This is a genomic window from Streptomyces sp. NPDC014864, from assembly GCF_043081525.1.
GTDB lineage: Bacteria > Actinomycetota > Actinomycetes > Streptomycetales > Streptomycetaceae > Streptomyces.
On the sequence record NZ_JBIBWT010000009.1, the window covers coordinates 64,441 to 79,764 of the forward strand.

The 15,324-nt window shown below is 72.2% G+C and carries 16 protein-coding genes; 6 read left to right on the plus strand and 10 right to left on the minus strand.

All coding sequences use genetic code 11. The features are described from left to right. Positions 1-7: 7 nt before the first annotated feature. Positions 8-607 carry a hypothetical protein gene (locus ACF1A5_RS18295; RefSeq protein ID WP_392193876.1) on the minus strand — a complete coding sequence of 200 codons (600 nt, stop codon included), beginning with the start codon at positions 605-607 and terminating at the stop codon, positions 8-10. 255 nt (positions 608-862) lie between these two features. Beyond that, positions 863-1,705: a MurR/RpiR family transcriptional regulator gene (locus ACF1A5_RS18300; protein ID WP_392193877.1), complete on the minus strand. Its 843-nt coding sequence runs from the start codon at positions 1,703-1,705 to the stop codon at positions 863-865. Between the two features lie 234 nt (positions 1,706-1,939). On the opposite strand from ACF1A5_RS18300, the gene ACF1A5_RS18305 reads away from it, so the two are divergent. Further along, complete coding sequence (locus tag ACF1A5_RS18305) at positions 1,940-2,368, plus strand: hypothetical protein (protein ID WP_392194060.1); 429 nt, start codon at positions 1,940-1,942, stop codon at positions 2,366-2,368. A gap of 410 nt (positions 2,369-2,778) precedes the next feature. Here the strand turns inward: ACF1A5_RS18305 and ACF1A5_RS18310 are convergent, their stop codons facing one another. Next, positions 2,779-4,167 carry a cystathionine beta-synthase gene (locus tag ACF1A5_RS18310; RefSeq protein WP_356188607.1) on the minus strand — a complete coding sequence of 463 codons (1,389 nt, stop codon included), beginning with the start codon at positions 4,165-4,167 and terminating at the stop codon, positions 2,779-2,781. Positions 4,168-4,327: 160 nt separating this feature from the next. On the opposite strand from ACF1A5_RS18310, the gene ACF1A5_RS18315 reads away from it, so the two are divergent. The 3 genes from ACF1A5_RS18315 to ACF1A5_RS18325 all read left to right on the plus strand — a co-directional run bounded on the left by ACF1A5_RS18315 (position 4,328) and on the right by ACF1A5_RS18325 (position 7,799). Beyond that, the gene (locus ACF1A5_RS18315) at positions 4,328-5,356 is read left to right on the plus strand and encodes an SGNH/GDSL hydrolase family protein (RefSeq protein WP_392193878.1); all 1,029 of its coding nucleotides are present in this window, start codon (positions 4,328-4,330) and stop codon (positions 5,354-5,356) included. A gap of 138 nt (positions 5,357-5,494) precedes the next feature. Beyond that, positions 5,495-6,715 (plus strand): acetyl-CoA C-acetyltransferase, encoded by a 1,221-nt coding sequence (locus ACF1A5_RS18320; protein ID WP_392193879.1) that lies wholly within the window; start codon positions 5,495-5,497, stop codon positions 6,713-6,715. Between the two features lie 295 nt (positions 6,716-7,010). Further along, positions 7,011-7,799: a hypothetical protein gene (locus ACF1A5_RS18325; RefSeq protein WP_392193880.1), complete on the plus strand. Its 789-nt coding sequence runs from the start codon at positions 7,011-7,013 to the stop codon at positions 7,797-7,799. Between the two features lie 99 nt (positions 7,800-7,898). On the opposite strand, the gene ACF1A5_RS18330 is transcribed toward ACF1A5_RS18325, so the two are convergent. After that, the gene (locus ACF1A5_RS18330) at positions 7,899-8,210 is read right to left on the minus strand and encodes a hypothetical protein (protein ID WP_392193881.1); all 312 of its coding nucleotides are present in this window, start codon (positions 8,208-8,210) and stop codon (positions 7,899-7,901) included. A gap of 101 nt (positions 8,211-8,311) precedes the next feature. Between ACF1A5_RS18330 and ACF1A5_RS18335 the strand changes: the two genes are divergently transcribed. Continuing rightward, positions 8,312-8,539, plus strand: coding sequence for a DUF4287 domain-containing protein (locus tag ACF1A5_RS18335; RefSeq protein WP_276111179.1), 228 nt, complete (start codon positions 8,312-8,314; stop codon positions 8,537-8,539). A gap of 61 nt (positions 8,540-8,600) precedes the next feature. Here the strand turns inward: ACF1A5_RS18335 and ACF1A5_RS18340 are convergent, their stop codons facing one another. From ACF1A5_RS18340 to ACF1A5_RS18365, 6 genes are all read right to left on the minus strand, one after another. After that, positions 8,601-9,512, minus strand: coding sequence for a Bax inhibitor-1/YccA family protein (locus tag ACF1A5_RS18340; protein ID WP_392193882.1), 912 nt, complete (start codon positions 9,510-9,512; stop codon positions 8,601-8,603). 202 nt (positions 9,513-9,714) lie between these two features. Continuing rightward, entirely contained in the window at positions 9,715-10,890 is a 1,176-nt protein-coding gene (locus ACF1A5_RS18345; RefSeq protein ID WP_392193883.1) for a 4-hydroxybenzoate 3-monooxygenase, read from the minus strand. Positions 10,891-11,202: 312 nt separating this feature from the next. After that, positions 11,203-11,880: a hypothetical protein gene (locus tag ACF1A5_RS18350; RefSeq protein ID WP_392193884.1), complete on the minus strand. Its 678-nt coding sequence runs from the start codon at positions 11,878-11,880 to the stop codon at positions 11,203-11,205. A 182-nt stretch (positions 11,881-12,062) separates the two neighbouring features. Beyond that, a complete protein-coding gene (locus ACF1A5_RS18355) occupies positions 12,063-13,970 on the minus strand; it encodes a hypothetical protein (protein WP_392193885.1) in 1,908 nt (635 codons plus the stop codon). Positions 13,971-14,105: 135 nt separating this feature from the next. Beyond that, positions 14,106-14,324, minus strand: coding sequence for a hypothetical protein (locus ACF1A5_RS18360; RefSeq protein WP_356188625.1), 219 nt, complete (start codon positions 14,322-14,324; stop codon positions 14,106-14,108). 47 nt (positions 14,325-14,371) lie between these two features. After that, a complete protein-coding gene (locus tag ACF1A5_RS18365) occupies positions 14,372-14,587 on the minus strand; it encodes a hypothetical protein (RefSeq protein WP_392193886.1) in 216 nt (71 codons plus the stop codon). A gap of 240 nt (positions 14,588-14,827) precedes the next feature. Between ACF1A5_RS18365 and ACF1A5_RS18370 the strand changes: the two genes are divergently transcribed. After that, the gene (locus tag ACF1A5_RS18370) at positions 14,828-15,220 is read left to right on the plus strand and encodes a helix-turn-helix domain-containing protein (RefSeq protein WP_392193887.1); all 393 of its coding nucleotides are present in this window, start codon (positions 14,828-14,830) and stop codon (positions 15,218-15,220) included. Positions 15,221-15,324 lie beyond the last annotated feature (104 nt).

The following is a 15,324-nucleotide window of genomic DNA, read 5'->3' on the forward strand; positions in this document are numbered from 1 at the left end:
GCCAGACCTAGTGTCGTACGAGCGCCGCGGTGCGGCGGCGTGCCCCGCCCGGGGCCGCGTCGCCTGCCGCGATGCCCGTGCTGCGCCAGGCCCGGACCGCCGTGCCCGCCGGACGGCCGCCGCGCCCGTCCAGCCAGTCGACGCGCACCCACAACAGCGCGTCCGCCGCCCGTTCGAGTCGCCCGAGCCAGGCCGCCTTCAGGCGCAGCCCGGCGCCGGCGCCGGCCAGCAGCAGGCCGCCGGCCGCGGGCACGGCGAAGGCGCTGCCCAGCGCGGCCGCGAAGGCGAGCAGCAGCCACCAGCGGTGGCCCCGGCGCCAGACGCGGACGCTGACGGCGCGGTCCTGGAGCACGTCGTTCCGTCCGGCGCGGGCGGCGCCGCGGGCGAGGGCGGTGTAGCGCCGGCGACGGCTCACGGCCACGACGGCCGCGGTCGCCACGAACAGCGCGGCGCCCGCCAGGACGCCGACCGGGCGCCCGGTCAGTCCGGGCACCAGCACCCCGACCCCGGCCGCGCACACCCCGAGCCACCCCAGGGGAGCCGCCCCGGCCCGCACCACGACAGCCACCCTGGCCAGACCCTGTCCTCCGCGCCCTCCGCGTGCCACCTGCCGCCTCCTTCTCGTCCCGTCCGGCACACTCCGTTCGGGCCGGGAGGCTAGTGGCCTTTCGTGAGACGAATCTGAGAACGCCCGGCCGGCCGCACGGAGGCTCACCCCACCGGCCGCCCTCCACCGCGACCGGCAGGCCGACGAGGGCCGTCACGCCAGTACGACCGTCACGTCAGTACGACCGTCGCGCCACCGCGACCGCCGCGGGGGTAGGACCATCACGCCACCGCGGCCATCACGCCACCGCGGCCGTCACTCCACGAACAACCCGCGCGCCGCCGCCTTCGCGTCGAAGTCCTCCAGCCGCTTCTGCGCCTGCGGGAGGTTGTCGCACATCGCCTCCAGCAGGACCCGGCCGAGCAGCATCGGCGCGCACGCGGTGTCGAAGGCGAGCCCGGTGCCGACCGCGGCGGGCAGCAGCAGGTCGGAGTACTTCGCGACCGGCGCGAAGGCGGAGTCGGCGACCGTGACGACGGTCAGCCCGGCGTCCCTGGCGTAGGCGAGGGTGTCCACGACCTCCCGCGGGTGCCGCGGCAGCGCGAAGCACAGCAGCGCGCTCGCCCCGGCCCGGACGGCGCCGTCGATCCGGTCGTGGATCATGGTGCCGCCCTCGTCGAGCAGCCGTACGTCCGGGTGGACCTTGGCGGCGAAGTACGTGAAGCCGTACGCCTGGGAGGCCGCGGCCCGCAGACCGAGGACCGGCAGCGGACGCGAGGCGGCGAGCACGCGCCCGGCGTCCCGCACCGGCCGCGGGTCGGCCAGCGCCTCCGCCAACTGCCTCAGGTTCTCGATCTCGGTCTCGACCGCCTGCTGGTACTCGTTGTACGACGCCGAGACCGCCGCCGGTTCGGCGGGCGCGACCTCGCGCAGGTGGCGGCGCAGCGCCGGGTAGCCGTCGAAGCCGAGCGCGACGGCGAAGCGGGTCACGGAGGGCTGGCTCACCCCCGCCAGCTCGGCCAGTTCCACGCTGGACAGGAACGGCACGTCGGCGGCCCGCCGCACCATGCTGTGGGCGATGCGCCGCTGGGTCGGCGTGAGCCGGTGCCCCTCGAAGAGCGCCTGCAGCCGAGCGGCCGGGCTGTCGGTCACGCTCATGACGTACTCCCCCTCAGAAGTCTCGACGCCCCGGGAGAGTACTCCCCGACCACCTGCTATTCAGACACCAAGAACTCTGCATGAGGCCATACACCCGGAGCAAGGTTTCGGCCGGGTGTCTTGCCCCGTGAGAGCCGCGGGCCCGGGTCCCCGGGGGCCGGTCCCAGCGCCGAGAGGGGGGCTGGCACCAGTGCGCCGGCGGGCGGGCGTTCCTAGCCTCGCGGCATGAGCGGAATGGACGCGCGGGACCTTGAGCTGAAGAAGGAACTCGACGCCACCCTGCAGACCCGCAGGGAACTGGGCGAGGAGTACGAGTCCGCGCTGGTCGACTCGTTCCTGGAGAAGATCGACCAGCGCATCGACGGCGCCGTGGAGCGCCGGGTGCGGCGGCAGCTCGCCGAGCAGCGGATGACGGGGGCGCGGGACTCCCGGGCGCCGGGTGCCGCCGACTCCTGGGGCGAGCGCTTCGGCTTCGGCATCGTCTCGCTGGTGCTGGCGATCCCGCTGTCCGCGATCGGCGGCGGCGTCGCGCATCTGCCCGGCCTGCTGGTCGCCTGGGCGGGCATCGTCGGCGTCAACGCCTTCCAGGCCGTGCGCGCCAACCCCGGCCTGTTCGGCGGCCGTCGCCGCAGGTCACCCCAGGACGGTGACTGGGAGGACTGAGCGGGGCGACGGGGCCCGCGGGGGAACACGTCGGAAACGGAGAAGCGCGGGGGACGTCGTGCGCGGGGACCGCCGCAACCCCCGTTGCCGGGGGGCGGGACGACGGCGGTCCCCGCGAGGGACGCGGGCCGGGTCAGGACCGGGCGTGCGCGTCCATGGCGTCCGTGGAGGTCCGGGAGCCGCTCCGGAGGTCCTTGGCGCCGTTCGACGTCGATCGGGGGTGGGGAGCGTCCCCCAGGGCTTGACGCCTGGGCGGTACCCCACCACTCCCTCCGACACCCACCACTCTGCCGGACGCGTGTTAAGCGGGTGCTGCGTGAACGTGACACCCTCGTACCACTTCCGCGCCTCACCCTCAGCCGCAGGTCACCGCATGTTCCCCCCGGCCACGCCCGGTCACCGGACGTTCGCTACCGCACCCCGCCCTTGGCCAGGAAGGCCAGCAGGTCCTGGCGGCTGACCACACCGGTCGGCTTGCCCTCGACCAGCACGATCGCCGCGTCCGCCGAGCCGAGCACGGACATCAGGTCCGCGACCGGCTCGCCCGAGCCGACCTGCGGCAGCGGGGCCGACATGTGCTTCTCCAGCGGGTCCTCCAGCGAGGCGCGCTGGGTGAACAGCGCGTCGAGCAGCTCCCGCTCGACCACCGACCCCACGACCTCCGCGGCCATGACGTCCGGGTGACCGGCGCCCGGCTTCACGATCGGCATCTGCGAGACGCCGTACTCGCGCAGCACCTCGATGGCCTGGCCGACGGTCTCGTCCGGGTGCATGTGGACGAGGGAGGGGATGGCGCCCTCCTTGTCCCTCAGCACGTCGCCGACGCGGGCGCTCGGGCCCTCGTCCTCCAGGAAGCCGTAGTCGGCCATCCACTCGTCGTTGAAGATCTTGCTGAGGTAGCCGCGGCCGCTGTCGGGCAGCAGCACCACCACGACGTCGTCCGGGCCGAGGCGCTCGGCGACCCGCAGCGCGGCGACGACGGCCATGCCGCAGGAGCCGCCGACCAGCAGACCCTCCTCCTTGGCCAGCCGCCGCGTCATCTGGAAGGCGTCCTTGTCGGACACGGCGACGATCTCGTCGGCGACCGTGCGGTCGTAGGCGGTCGGCCAGAAGTCCTCGCCGACGCCCTCGATCAGGTACGGCCGTCCGGAGCCGCCGGAGTAGACCGAGCCCTCCGGGTCGGCGCCGATGACCTTCACCTTGCCGTCGCTGGCGTCCTTCAGATAGCGGCCGGTGCCGGAGATGGTGCCGCCGGTGCCGACGCCCGCCACGAAGTGGGTGATCTTCCCCTCCGTCTGCTCCCACAGCTCGGGGCCGGTGGAGTGGTAGTGCGACAGGGGGTTGTTCGGGTTGGAGTACTGGTCGGGCTTCCACGCGCCCGGCGTCTCACGGACCAGCCGGTCGGAGACGTTGTAGTAGGAGTCCGGGTGCTCCGGGTCCACGGCCGTCGGGCACACCACCACTTCCGCCCCGTACGCACGCAGCACGTTGATCTTGTCCGTGGAGACCTTGTCCGGGCACACGAAGATGCACTTGTAGCCCTTCTGCTGGGCCACGATGGCGAGTCCCACGCCGGTGTTGCCGCTGGTCGGCTCGACGATCGTCCCGCCGGGCTTGAGCTCCCCGCTCTGCTCGGCCGCCTCGATCATGCGCAGGGCGATGCGGTCCTTCACGGAGCCGCCCGGGTTGAAGTACTCCACCTTGGCCAGGACGGTGGCCCGGATGCCCTTGGTGACGTTGTTGAGCCTCACCAGCGGGGTGTTGCCGACGAGGCTGATCATCGAGTCGTGGAATTGCACCGTTGTCTCCGGTTGCTGCAAAAGATGTGGTCGTGGTGGTCCAGCCAGCCTAAGGCCAGGGAGGGGACGGACGACGGCCCTTCACTCGCCGTCGAGATTGGGCGACGGTCCGTACGGGGCAAGGAGTGGGTGTACGGCTAGGAGGAGGTGGCGGCGAGGCATGACGGGCATGTCGAGGGCGAGAGTGGCCCGGCGGATCGCGGCCGGCGCGGCATACGGCGGCGGGGGGATCGGTCTGGTCGGCGCGGCCGCCGTCGGGCTGCTGCTGGCCGAGGTGCGGCTGGCCAGACGCCAGGTGGCCAACGGGACGACGGACGGCCGCCTGCCGGTCGCCGACGGGCGGTACGGCGGCGGCTACGACATCCCGGGCGAGGAGCCCCTGCGGCTGGTTCTGCTCGGCGACTCCACGGCCGCGGGGCAGGGTGTCCACCGGGCCGGGCAGACGCCGGGCGCGCTGCTGGCGTCGGGGCTCGCGGCGGTGGCGGAGCGGACGGTGGAGCTGCGCAACGTGGCCCTTCCGGGCGCCCAGTCGGACGACCTGGACCGGCAGGTGACGCTGGTCCTCGCCGATCCGGCCCGGGTGCCGGACATCTGCGTGATCATGGTCGGCGCGAACGACGTGACGCACCGGATGCCCCCCACCCGCTCGGTGCGCCATCTGTCGGCGGCGGTCCGCCGGCTGCGCACGGCCGGCGCGGAGGTGGTGGTGGGCACCTGCCCCGACCTCGGCACGATCGAGCCGGTCCAGCAGCCGCTGCGCTGGCTGGCCCGCCGTGCCTCGCGCCAGCTCGCGGCGGCGCAGACGATCGGCGTGGTGGAGCAGGGGGGCCGCACCGTGTCGCTGGGCGACCTGCTGGGCCCGGAGTTCGCGGCGAATCCTCGGGAGCTGTTCGGCCCCGACAGCTACCACCCCTCCGCCGAGGGCTACGCCACCGCCGCGATGGCGGTCCTGCCGACGGTCTGCGCCGCGCTGGGGCTGTGGCCGGCGGAGGAGGAGCGCCCGGACGCGTTCCGGCACGAGGGCTACCTGCCGGTGGCCCGCGCCGCGGCCGAGGCGGCGTCGGAGGCCGGTACGGAGGTCACCGCGGCGATGCCGACGGGACCCCGGGGACCGTGGGCGCTGCTCAAGCGCCGCCGTCGCCGTCGCGTGCCGGAGGCGGCCCCGGCCCCGATCGAGACCACGACCTGACCCGGACACCAGGAGAAAAGCAAGCGCTTAGAAAATTGCGGTCAGGGTCACATCGCCGTTCCCGTGACCTCGACCATACGTACGGGTAACTTCCCAACCAGCCCTGCCCATCCCCGTATGCAAGCCACTGGAGCCGTGATGCCCGAAGCCGTCATCGTCTCGACCGCCCGCTCCCCCATCGGCCGCGCTTTCAAGGGCTCCCTCAAGGACCTGCGCCCGGACGACCTGACCGCCACGATCATCCAGGCGGCCCTCGCCAAGGTTCCCGAGCTTGACCCGAGGGACATCGACGACCTGATGCTCGGCTGCGGCCTGCCCGGCGGAGAGCAGGGCAACAACCTCGGCCGGATCGTCGCGGTCCAGATGGGCATGGACCACCTCCCCGGCTGCACCATCACCCGGTACTGCTCCTCCTCGCTCCAGACCTCCCGCATGGCCCTGCACGCCATCAAGGCCGGCGAGGGCGACGTCTTCATCTCGGCCGGTGTCGAGATGGTCTCCCGCTTCACCAAGGGCAACTCCGACAGCCTGCCGGACACGCACAACCCGCTGTTCGCCGAGGCCGAGGCCCGCACCGCCGCGGTGGCGGCGCAGGAGGGCACCACCTGGCACGACCCGCGCGAGGACGGCCTGGTCCCGGACGCCTACATCGCGATGGGCCAGACCGCCGAGAACCTGGCCCGCTGGAAGGGCGTCACGCGCCAGGACATGGACGAGTTCGGCGTCCGCTCGCAGAATCTCGCCGAAGAGGCCATCAAGAACGGCTTCTGGGAGCGCGAGATCACCCCGGTGACCCTCCCGGACGGCACCGTCGTCTCCAAGGACGACGGTCCGCGCGCCGGCGTCACCCTGGAGGGCGTCTCCGGCCTCAAGCCGGTCTTCCGCCCCGACGGCCTCGTCACCGCCGGCAACTGCTGCCCGCTGAACGACGGCGCCGCCGCGGTCGTCATCATGTCCGACACCAAGGCCCGCGAGCTCGGCCTCACCCCGCTCGCCCGCATCGTCTCCACCGGCGTCTCCGGCCTGTCCCCGGAGATCATGGGCCTCGGCCCGGTGGAGGCCTCGCAGCAGGCGCTGCGCCGCGCCGGCCTCACCATCGACGACATCGACCTGGTCGAGATCAACGAGGCGTTCGCCGCGCAGGTGATCCCCTCCTACCGCGACCTCGGCATCGACCTCGACAAGCTGAACGTCAACGGTGGCGCCATCGCCGTCGGCCACCCCTTCGGCATGACCGGCGCCCGCATCACCGGCACGCTGATCAACTCGCTCCAGTTCCACGACAAGCAGTTCGGTCTGGAGACGATGTGCGTCGGCGGCGGCCAGGGCATGGCGATGGTGATCGAGCGCCTCAGCTGACCCCCCGCCGGGGGCCATTGAGAGACCGTCAGTGGCCGCCTTAGCACCCATAGTGAGCGAACGGCCCGGAATCCAAGAAACACCTGGCTTCCGGGCCGTTTTGTGATCGAATCTCCCCCAGGATGTGACCTATCTCCCCCTGGGAGGGAATTCACGCAGGTCAACGGTGTTTCGCCAGGGAACCAGAGGCAGCATTCCTGTCCGTTTCGTGACGTTACGCACTGACAGCTGGTTAGTCCGCCCTTCAAGCTGATGTAGGAAGTCGGGGGTCGACCTTGAACCCGGGAGTACGTCAGTGAGCGCCATGCCGATCGCCTTGTTGCTCACCACGGCCGCCACCGGCGCCGTGGGCGTCGCGGTCCTGCGCACCCTTCTGGTGCTGCGCCGCCAGGTCGCCGCTCTGCACACCCAGCTCGCCGAGAGCCAGGCCGCCGCCACGCGCGCCCTGCTGCCCGCCGCCCGCACCGCGGAGACGGAGCAGATACGCGCCGCGGTCGCCCAGGCGCTCGCCGAGGAGCGGGAGCGGGAGCTGGCCGAGGCCCGTGCGTTCTGGGCCGCCCAGGAGGCCCGCGACGGGGGTGACGCGCCCACGCTGCTCGGCCTGCCCGACAGCGAGCTGTTCCTGCCGCGCCAGGCCGACTTCGCGGGCCTGGAGCCGCTGGAGGCCGTGGCCGAGACCGGCTCGGACGCGGACGAGTTCGCCGGGGAGTCGCCGGAGCTGGCCGCCGCCCGCCGCCGCCACCCCTCGCACCCCGACTTCACCCCGTCCCCGTCACCGGTGGTCAACGACCACGAGCGCACGGTCGCCACGCTCGAGGAGCTGGCCGATTCGGGCGTGGAGCTGGCCGACGTGCGGCCGGGCCCGCTGGGCACCCTCGACGTCTACGTCTTCGCGGACGGGACGACCCTGTGCATGACCCCGGGCCACCGCGAGACCGCGGAACGCCTGTCCACCGCGCTGCGCGCGGGCCGGGCCCCGGTGCTCCTCGGCGGCTCCGGCGTCTCCGGCGCGTACACCCTCACCTTCGCGTGCGGCGAGGAGAACGTGTACATCCTGGCGGACCGGGTCATCGCGTCGCTGTAGCCCGCCCGCCGGCCGCGCACGCCCCGCCGCTCCCCGCGCTCCTGGTGCTCCCGGCACTCGCCCTCATGGCGCTCCAGCCGCTCGGCGCACTCCCGCGGCTCACACTCCGGCGCGTTTCTGCGCCTCCTCCACCAGCCGGACCGCCTCCTCCACCTCGGCCTCGTCCCTGAGGACGAGGGCAAGGTCGTGTCCGGCCACGGTCAGCTGGTCGGCGGCCGCGAACATCCCGGCGTCGGGCATCTCGCGCGGTGCGCGGCCGGGTTCCTCGCGTTCCTGTGCCCGCCGCGCCATTTCCCTGGCCAGCCCCAGCGCCTCCGCCGCCCCGCTGCGCTGCAGCCGGCTCTGCGGCGCGGCCCGAAGACGGTCGGCGAAGTGATCCACTGCCCGGGTCAGTGATGTCGTGTCAACCACGCCGCGAGACTACGCGTCGCAGCAGGACTGTTGCCAATACGCGAACGCTCAGGCACGGTGACCTGAAGGACCGGCTTCGTCGAACGCGTCCGGAGGCGCCGATGTCCCAAGTCTTCTCCGAGGAGACCCATCGCAACCTGCTCGCCCGCATCCCCCACTGCACCGGTCGTGAAGTCTCCGACTGGCTGCGCACCGTCGAAGAAGGCCCCGCTCTCCGCTTCGAGGAGAAGGTCAGCTGGCTCCGCCACGAACACGACCTCGCGTACGGCCACGCCAAGGCGCTCATCCACGAGTACGACCTGAGGAGGGCCGCGCGCAAACTGCTCTAGGCGCGCACGCGCAAGGGCCCCGGGAGATCCCGGGGCCCTTGCGCTGTCCGTCGCGGTGCGGCTAGTCGTTCTGGTTGAGGATCGCGATGATCCGCAGGAACTCCATGTAGATCCACACCAGCGTCAGCGTGAGACCGAAGGCCGCGAGCCAGGCCTCCTCGCGCGGCGCGCCGTAGGCGATCCCGTCCTCGACCTGCTTGAAGTCCAGGGCGAGGAAGCAGGCACCGAGAAGGATGCCGACGACGCCGAAGAAGATGCCGAGCGGGCCGCTGCGGAAGCCGAGGCCGTCACCGCCGCCGAAGACGGCGAACAGCATGTTCACCATCATCAGCAGCACGAAGCCGAGCGCGGCCGCCATCACGAAGCCGTAGAACCGGCGGTTGACGCGGATCCAGCCCGCCTTGTACGCCACCAGCACACCGGCGAAGACCGCCATGGTGCCGATCACGGCCTGCATGGCCGCGCCGCTCGCGAGGTGCGTGTCGACGATGTTGGAGACGACGCCGAGGAACACGCCCTCGAACGCCGCGTACGTCAGGATCAGCGCGGGCGAGGCCTTGCGCTTGAAGGACTGCACGAAGGCCAGCACCATGCCGATCAGCGCGGCGCCGATGCCGATGCCGTAGGACCGGTTGATGTGGGCCACGTCGACGGGCAGCAGCGCCCAGGCGAGCGCGGCGGTGACGATCAGCGTGCCGAGCGTGGACGCGGTGCGCAGGACGACGTCGTCGATCGTCATCCGGCCGGTGGTGGCCGGGACCTGCGGCGGAGCGCCGTACTGCAGGTCCTGCTGGGCGTAAGGGTTCTGCGCGTAGGGGGCGCCGCTCGGCTGGGCGTAGGGGTTGCCCTGCGCGTACGGATTGCCCTGCGTGCCGACAGCGGGGCCCCCGGCCTGCGGCGCGGTGTTGAATCCCGCGTAGCCGTTGTCGCGGCTGAACCCCCGTCGCGAGAAGACCGGGTTTCTGCTCCTCATCTCACTCCTCCATGGCCACGCTGCGCGGCCTTGGCCTCAAGAGTAATGGAACGGCAAAGGATGGATCCTAATACCTGCGAAGGATCTTTCCCTCGTCCTGCTGGCGAACACGCTACGCGGCCGGGTGATTCCCGGCCACGGAGGGCCCCATTCATGACCAACCTGCGACATGGCCGGAATCAGCCGGAGATCATCGGCCCGGTCAGTCGAGGGAGAAGCCGGTGTACGCCTCGGCGAGGTCGGTCTCGGCGGCGCGGCCGGAGGCGATCCGGCGCAGCCGGGCCAGCTGGAGGCGGTCGTCGAAGCCTGTGGCGTCCGGCGCCCGGTGCAGCATGGTCGTCATGTCGTAGCTGAACCGCTCGGCCTGCCAGATCCGGCGCAAACAGGTCGCCGAGTAGGCGTCGAGCAGCTCGGCGGAGCCCGTCCGGCGCTCGTGCGTCAGCGCCCGCGCGAAGGTGACGACGTCCCCGACGGCGAGGTTGAGCCCCTTGGCCCCGGTGGGCGGCACGATGTGCGCTGCGTCCCCGGCGAGGAAGAGCCGCCCGTGCCGCATGGGCTCGTGGACGAAGGAGCGCATCGGGGTCACCGACTTCTGGGTGATCGGCCCGCGCCCGAGCGTCCAGTCGTCGGCGGTCTCGAACCGCCGTCCGAGCTCGTCCCAGATCTCCTCGTCACTCCACTCCTCCGCGTCGGTGCCGGCGGGCACCTGGAGATAGAGGCGTGAAACAGACGGGGAGCGCATGGAGAGCAGGGCGAAGCCGCGGTCGTGGCGGGCGTAGACCAGTTCGTCGTGCGAGGGGGGCACATCGGCGAGGACGCCGAGCCAGGCGAAGGGGTACGTCCGTTCGAAGACCCGTGAGAGCCCGGCGGGCACCGCCTTGCGCGCCACGCCCCAGAAGCCGTCGCACCCGACGACGTAGTCGCACTCCAGGACGTCCTCGCGCCCCTCGTACCGGAACGGCACGCGCGGGCGGTCGCCCTCCGCGTCCTCCACCGCGAGCGCCTCCGCCCCGAACAGCAGCGGACCGCCCTCCTCGAGCTGGAGCGCGATGAGGTCCTTGCAGACCTCGGTCTGCGCGTACACCATCACGGACCGGCCGCCGGTGAGGGCGGGGAAGTCGACCCGGTGCCGTGTCCTGGCGAACCGCAGCTCGATCCCGTCGTGACGCAGCCCCTCCCGGTCCATCCGCTCCCCGGCCCCCGCCGCGCGCAGCACGTCCACGGTCCCCTGTTCCAGGATTCCGGCCCGCTGCCGCTGCTCGACGTAGGCGCGGTCACGGCTCTCCAGGACGACCGAGTCGATACCGGCGTTGTGGAGCAGCCGGGCCAGGAGCAGGCCGGCCGGACCGGCTCCGATGATGCCTACGGTGGTGCGCATCGGTCGTTCCCTTCGGGTGGGCGTCGTTGCCTGGGGAGGGGCGTTCCCGGCCTTTCCGGGCCGTCGGGAGCGACGAGGGGCCGGGACACGCGGCGGGTGTTCGCGTAGTGAAGTTTATTTCACCGATTGCTCGCCTGAGTCTCCGCCCGGGCCCACCCGATGTCAATGGGCCCGTATCAATGGGCCCGTGTCCATGGATCCGCGGCCTGCGCACACAACCGACCGCCGTGCCCGCGCGATCAGGTCGCGGACACGGCGGTCGGCCGGGGAGCGGGGTACGCCGCGGCAGTGGTAGCGGCGTACCCCAGCGGCTCAGTGGCCCGGCCAGCCGTCCAGGTGACGGTGCAGAGTCACGGAGGGCTGCGCCTCGCCCTTCGGGGCGCGCGCCACGGCATCGTGCAGGACGCTGCTCACCTCGGCGGCGAGGCCGTCGACCCGCGACTTCAGCTCGGTGGCGGGGAGCGAGGAGCGGGTCAGCCCGTCGAGGCGGCGGTGGATGTCGTCCAGCCGGCCCCGGGTGTCGCCGTCGAAGGTGATCGGGGTGGGCGTGGAGACGACGAACTGGTAGGCGCCGGCCAGGGTCTGGCAGCCCGTGCACTTCTTGTTCGCCGCGTCGCTGAGGTTCACGGCGTTGAGGTGGGTGCGCGCCCCCGCGAACGTGACGATCTGGAAGGACAGCGCCACCGACCGGCACTCGTCGTCGGCGGAGCAGCCCGCGGAGACGGCGTTGGCCTGGTTGCGCACCCCGGCGGCGTTCACGTTGCCGTACTGGCGGATGGTGAAGGAGTCCTTTGCCTGCGTGTGGTGCGCCCGGTCCGCGTGGCTGAACACGTAGTCGGAGGCGACGGCCGCGTGCTGCGGCGCGGCGGTGGCCGCCTGGGCCGGTACGGCGGTGGCCACGCCGGCGACTCCGGCGGCGAGCAGGCCCGCGCGGACGGCGCGCTGGGTGAAGTTGTTGCTGGTGGGACGTGGTTTGCGATGACTGCTCATGGGATCTCCTGCGGTAGATGGTTCGTGAGCCGCGGGCCGGGGCGCCGCCCCCGGTGCCACGGCGGCCCGGCGCACCCCGGGGCGGCACGGGGTGGGCGCGGGTGGAGGCGGACCCGTACGCGTTCCGCCCTCTCGGGACGACGCCGCGTGCCGCGCTTCGGGACGAGCCGGGTTTCGCCGCTCTAGGACGGCACCGGGCTGGGTGACTCACTGACCGGCGGCGGGGAGGGACTGGCCGGGGGCGACGCCGGCAGGCTCTCCGAGGGCGTCGGCGAGGGCTCCGGCGCGGGCCCGCCCCCGGCGGACGCCGACGGCAGTGGCCCCTCGGCGCTCCCGCCGCTGGTCGGCACCGCCTTCTGCGAGGCGTTCGTCGGTCCCGACGCGGTCGCCGACGCGCCGGCCGAGGCCGGCGCGCTGCCCGTGGCGTCCACCGGCGGACTGCCGTCCGGCCCCGCGGACCCGGTCCCCGCCGTGCCCGACGGCTGCGCGGAGGCACCGCCGGACGGGTCGCCGGAGGCGGGTCCGTCCGGCGTCGACGCCTCCCGCGGCTGCGGCTCCTGCGTCGACACCCCCGGCTGCAGGATCGGGGCGATCGGCGGCCTCTTCGGCAGCGGCTTAGGAGTCATCCCGGACACCCACGCATAGCTCAGCCCGGTCAGCGCGGCCAGCGTCAGCGCGCACACGGTCACGCGCAGCACCGGCCGGCCCGTCGTGGACCGCTTCGCGGCCCGGAAGAGACGCCCGGTCAGCTTCACGGACAGGTAGACGACACCCGCCATGGGGCACAGCAGCATGACGCAGCCGATCACCCCGACCAGGCCCTCGACGACCTGCCCGTCCGCGAACGCCGAGCCGGTGCCGACCAGTTGCTCGGTCAGCGACCGGATCATCGTGGCGATGATCCGCGGCAGGTTCCACAGCGCGTAACCGAGCTCGCCGAGCAGGAGCGGCACCATCGTCAGCACCCAGGTGGCGACGATGGTCCGCGCCGACTTCTTCAGCCCGGCGACCTCCTTGCGGGCGGCCCGGCCCTTCGCACCGGGGACCAGGCTCAGCAGGATCGGCTTGATCTTGCCGTACAGGTCCGGCACGCCGGCCAGGTCGCCCAGGATGTAGTAGCCGTCCAGCCGGACGGCCGGCATCAGCTGCTCCAGGATCTCGAAGTGCCCGAGATAGACCGCGGCCAGGAAGAACTGCGCCCCGGTGGCGAAGTACGCCCCGGCCATGGCCAGCATGAAGACGACGTTGAAGTACACCCCGCCCAGGTCGGTGCGCAGCCGGCCGGCGCGTCCGATCCGGTAGACGTCGGTGACGTCGGTGTACATCGACGGCCAGATGAGGAAGAGCCCGCAGCCGATGCACCCGGGGCGGGCGCCGCCGTATCGGCAGGCGGAGGCGTGGCCGAACTCGTGGAAGACGAGCGAGGCCACGGTGAGGACGAAGACGATGAGGATGAGCACCGGCTGGTCGAGGACCTCCAGCACCGGCTCGATCGCCCCGAAGAAGCCGAACAGCCAGACGTCCATGACGACCGCCGCGGCCAGCACCACGGCGACCACGACCGGCCGGTGCAGCCAGGCGAACATCCGGGCGATCTTCGCCGTGCGGTGCTCGTTGAAGATCACCCGGTGGCCCTTGAGGGCGAGCAGCAGGTCGGACCTCGGCGCGTCGACCTCCTCGCCCTCCTGGCCGTCGGGCACGGTCACACCGAGCGGTTCGAGCTTCTCCTCCACCAGGAAGCGCACGTTGTCGCCGCTGACCTCACGGCCGAAACGCGCGCTGACCCGGTGGGCGATGGTCTCGACGTCCCGGACGCCGTCGATGGACGACGCCACGAGATACAGCAGCCGCGAGAGCTGCACGACCTGCCCGTCCCCCCGACGGGCGATGTACTTGGGGTCGGTGAAGCCCGACCCCTGGTACTCGCCGTGCAGCTGGAGCCCCGCGCTCAGCCGCGGGACCAGTGGCGCCTGCTCCACGACGGGCAGCTTGCCCGTCGTCACCTGCTCGTACGTCACCGGCCAGCCGCCGGGACCGGGCACCGGGCCCGTGTCGTGCAGCGTCGGCGCCCCGTCTCCGAGCACCGTCATGTGTGGTCTCCCCCCACGTCCTCCCCCGTCCTCCCCGCTCTCCCCCGGTTCGACTCCGGGGGCGGACCGCGCCGTACCCCCCGCGCGGTCCGCCCCCGTGGCCGTCGTCGCGGCGCGTGGCCGCGCCTGCGTGCGTTACTGCGTGACGTTGATGCTCTGGACGGCCTGCGACTGGGCCACCGACCACGACGAGTGGTCGTTGAGCGCCGCGGACTCGTTGTGGGCGGAGATGTTGGCGACGTGCTTGGTGACGTTCACCGTCTTGCCGAAGCTGAACTTCAGGCGACCCAGGGCCTCACGGCCCGGCAGCAGCTCCGCGGACTCGGCCTCGAGGTCGTGCATGTCCATGCTCATGATGGATGTCCTTTCTGTGTCTTCAGGTCGGGATCGGATGGGGAGCGTTACTGGGCGACGTTGATGCTCTGGCCGGCGCCGGAGTCGGCCACCGACCACGCGGAGTGGTCGTTCAGGGCGGCGGACTGGTTGTGGGCCGAGATGTTGGCGACGTGCTTGGTGACGTTCACCGTCTTGTTGAAGCTGAACTTCAGGCGACCCAGGGCCTCGCGACCCGGCAGCAGCTCCGCGGACTCGGCCTCGAGCTCGTGGGCGTCCATCATGATCGATTCCCCCTCAGGGATAGACATTTCCGGTCGGACCGAGTCAGGTTCCCCCCGGACTCTGTCCAACTTGGTCGGACGTGCTGTCCAACGAGATTGGACACTACGGCTTCGGGGGCGTTTCGCGCAACCCGTTCGGGGAATCGCCTCTCGGCGCCGCGCCCGGGCGCCCGTAGAATCAGGCGGCACATGGAGGGTTTCCGTGGGTTCAGCCAGGCGGCGAGCAGGAAGTGACGGTCAGTGGCCAACGCACTGCAGCAGTTGATCCGTGAGCGCCTCGACCGCAAGGGCTGGTCCTACGGCGATGTGGCGCGGCGCGGCGGCATTCCCCGCTCCACCGTCCACCACCTGGCGACCGCCGACCGCGTGGTCCGCATGCCCCAGCCGGCCACCCTGGAGGGGCTGGCCAAGGGGCTGGAGCTCTCCCTGGACGCCGTGCGCCGCACCGCCGCCGAGGCCTGCGGCATCCACGTCTACGGCCCCGCCGCGGGCGCCGGCGGCGAGACCCCCCGCCACACCGACCCCGACGTGGACCTGCTCATCGCCAGCGTCCAGCAGTTGTCGGCCGACGACCGCCGCCATGTCGCCGCCCTGGTGGAGTCCCTGCTCGACCGCTCCGCGCGGGAGAAGTGACCGCGCCCGGGACCGGACCGGCCGTCCGACGACATCGGACGACCGCTTCCCCGCCAACTCGGAAAAAGAATTCAGAGCACCCGAAAACCGGCGAGATCCGCCGC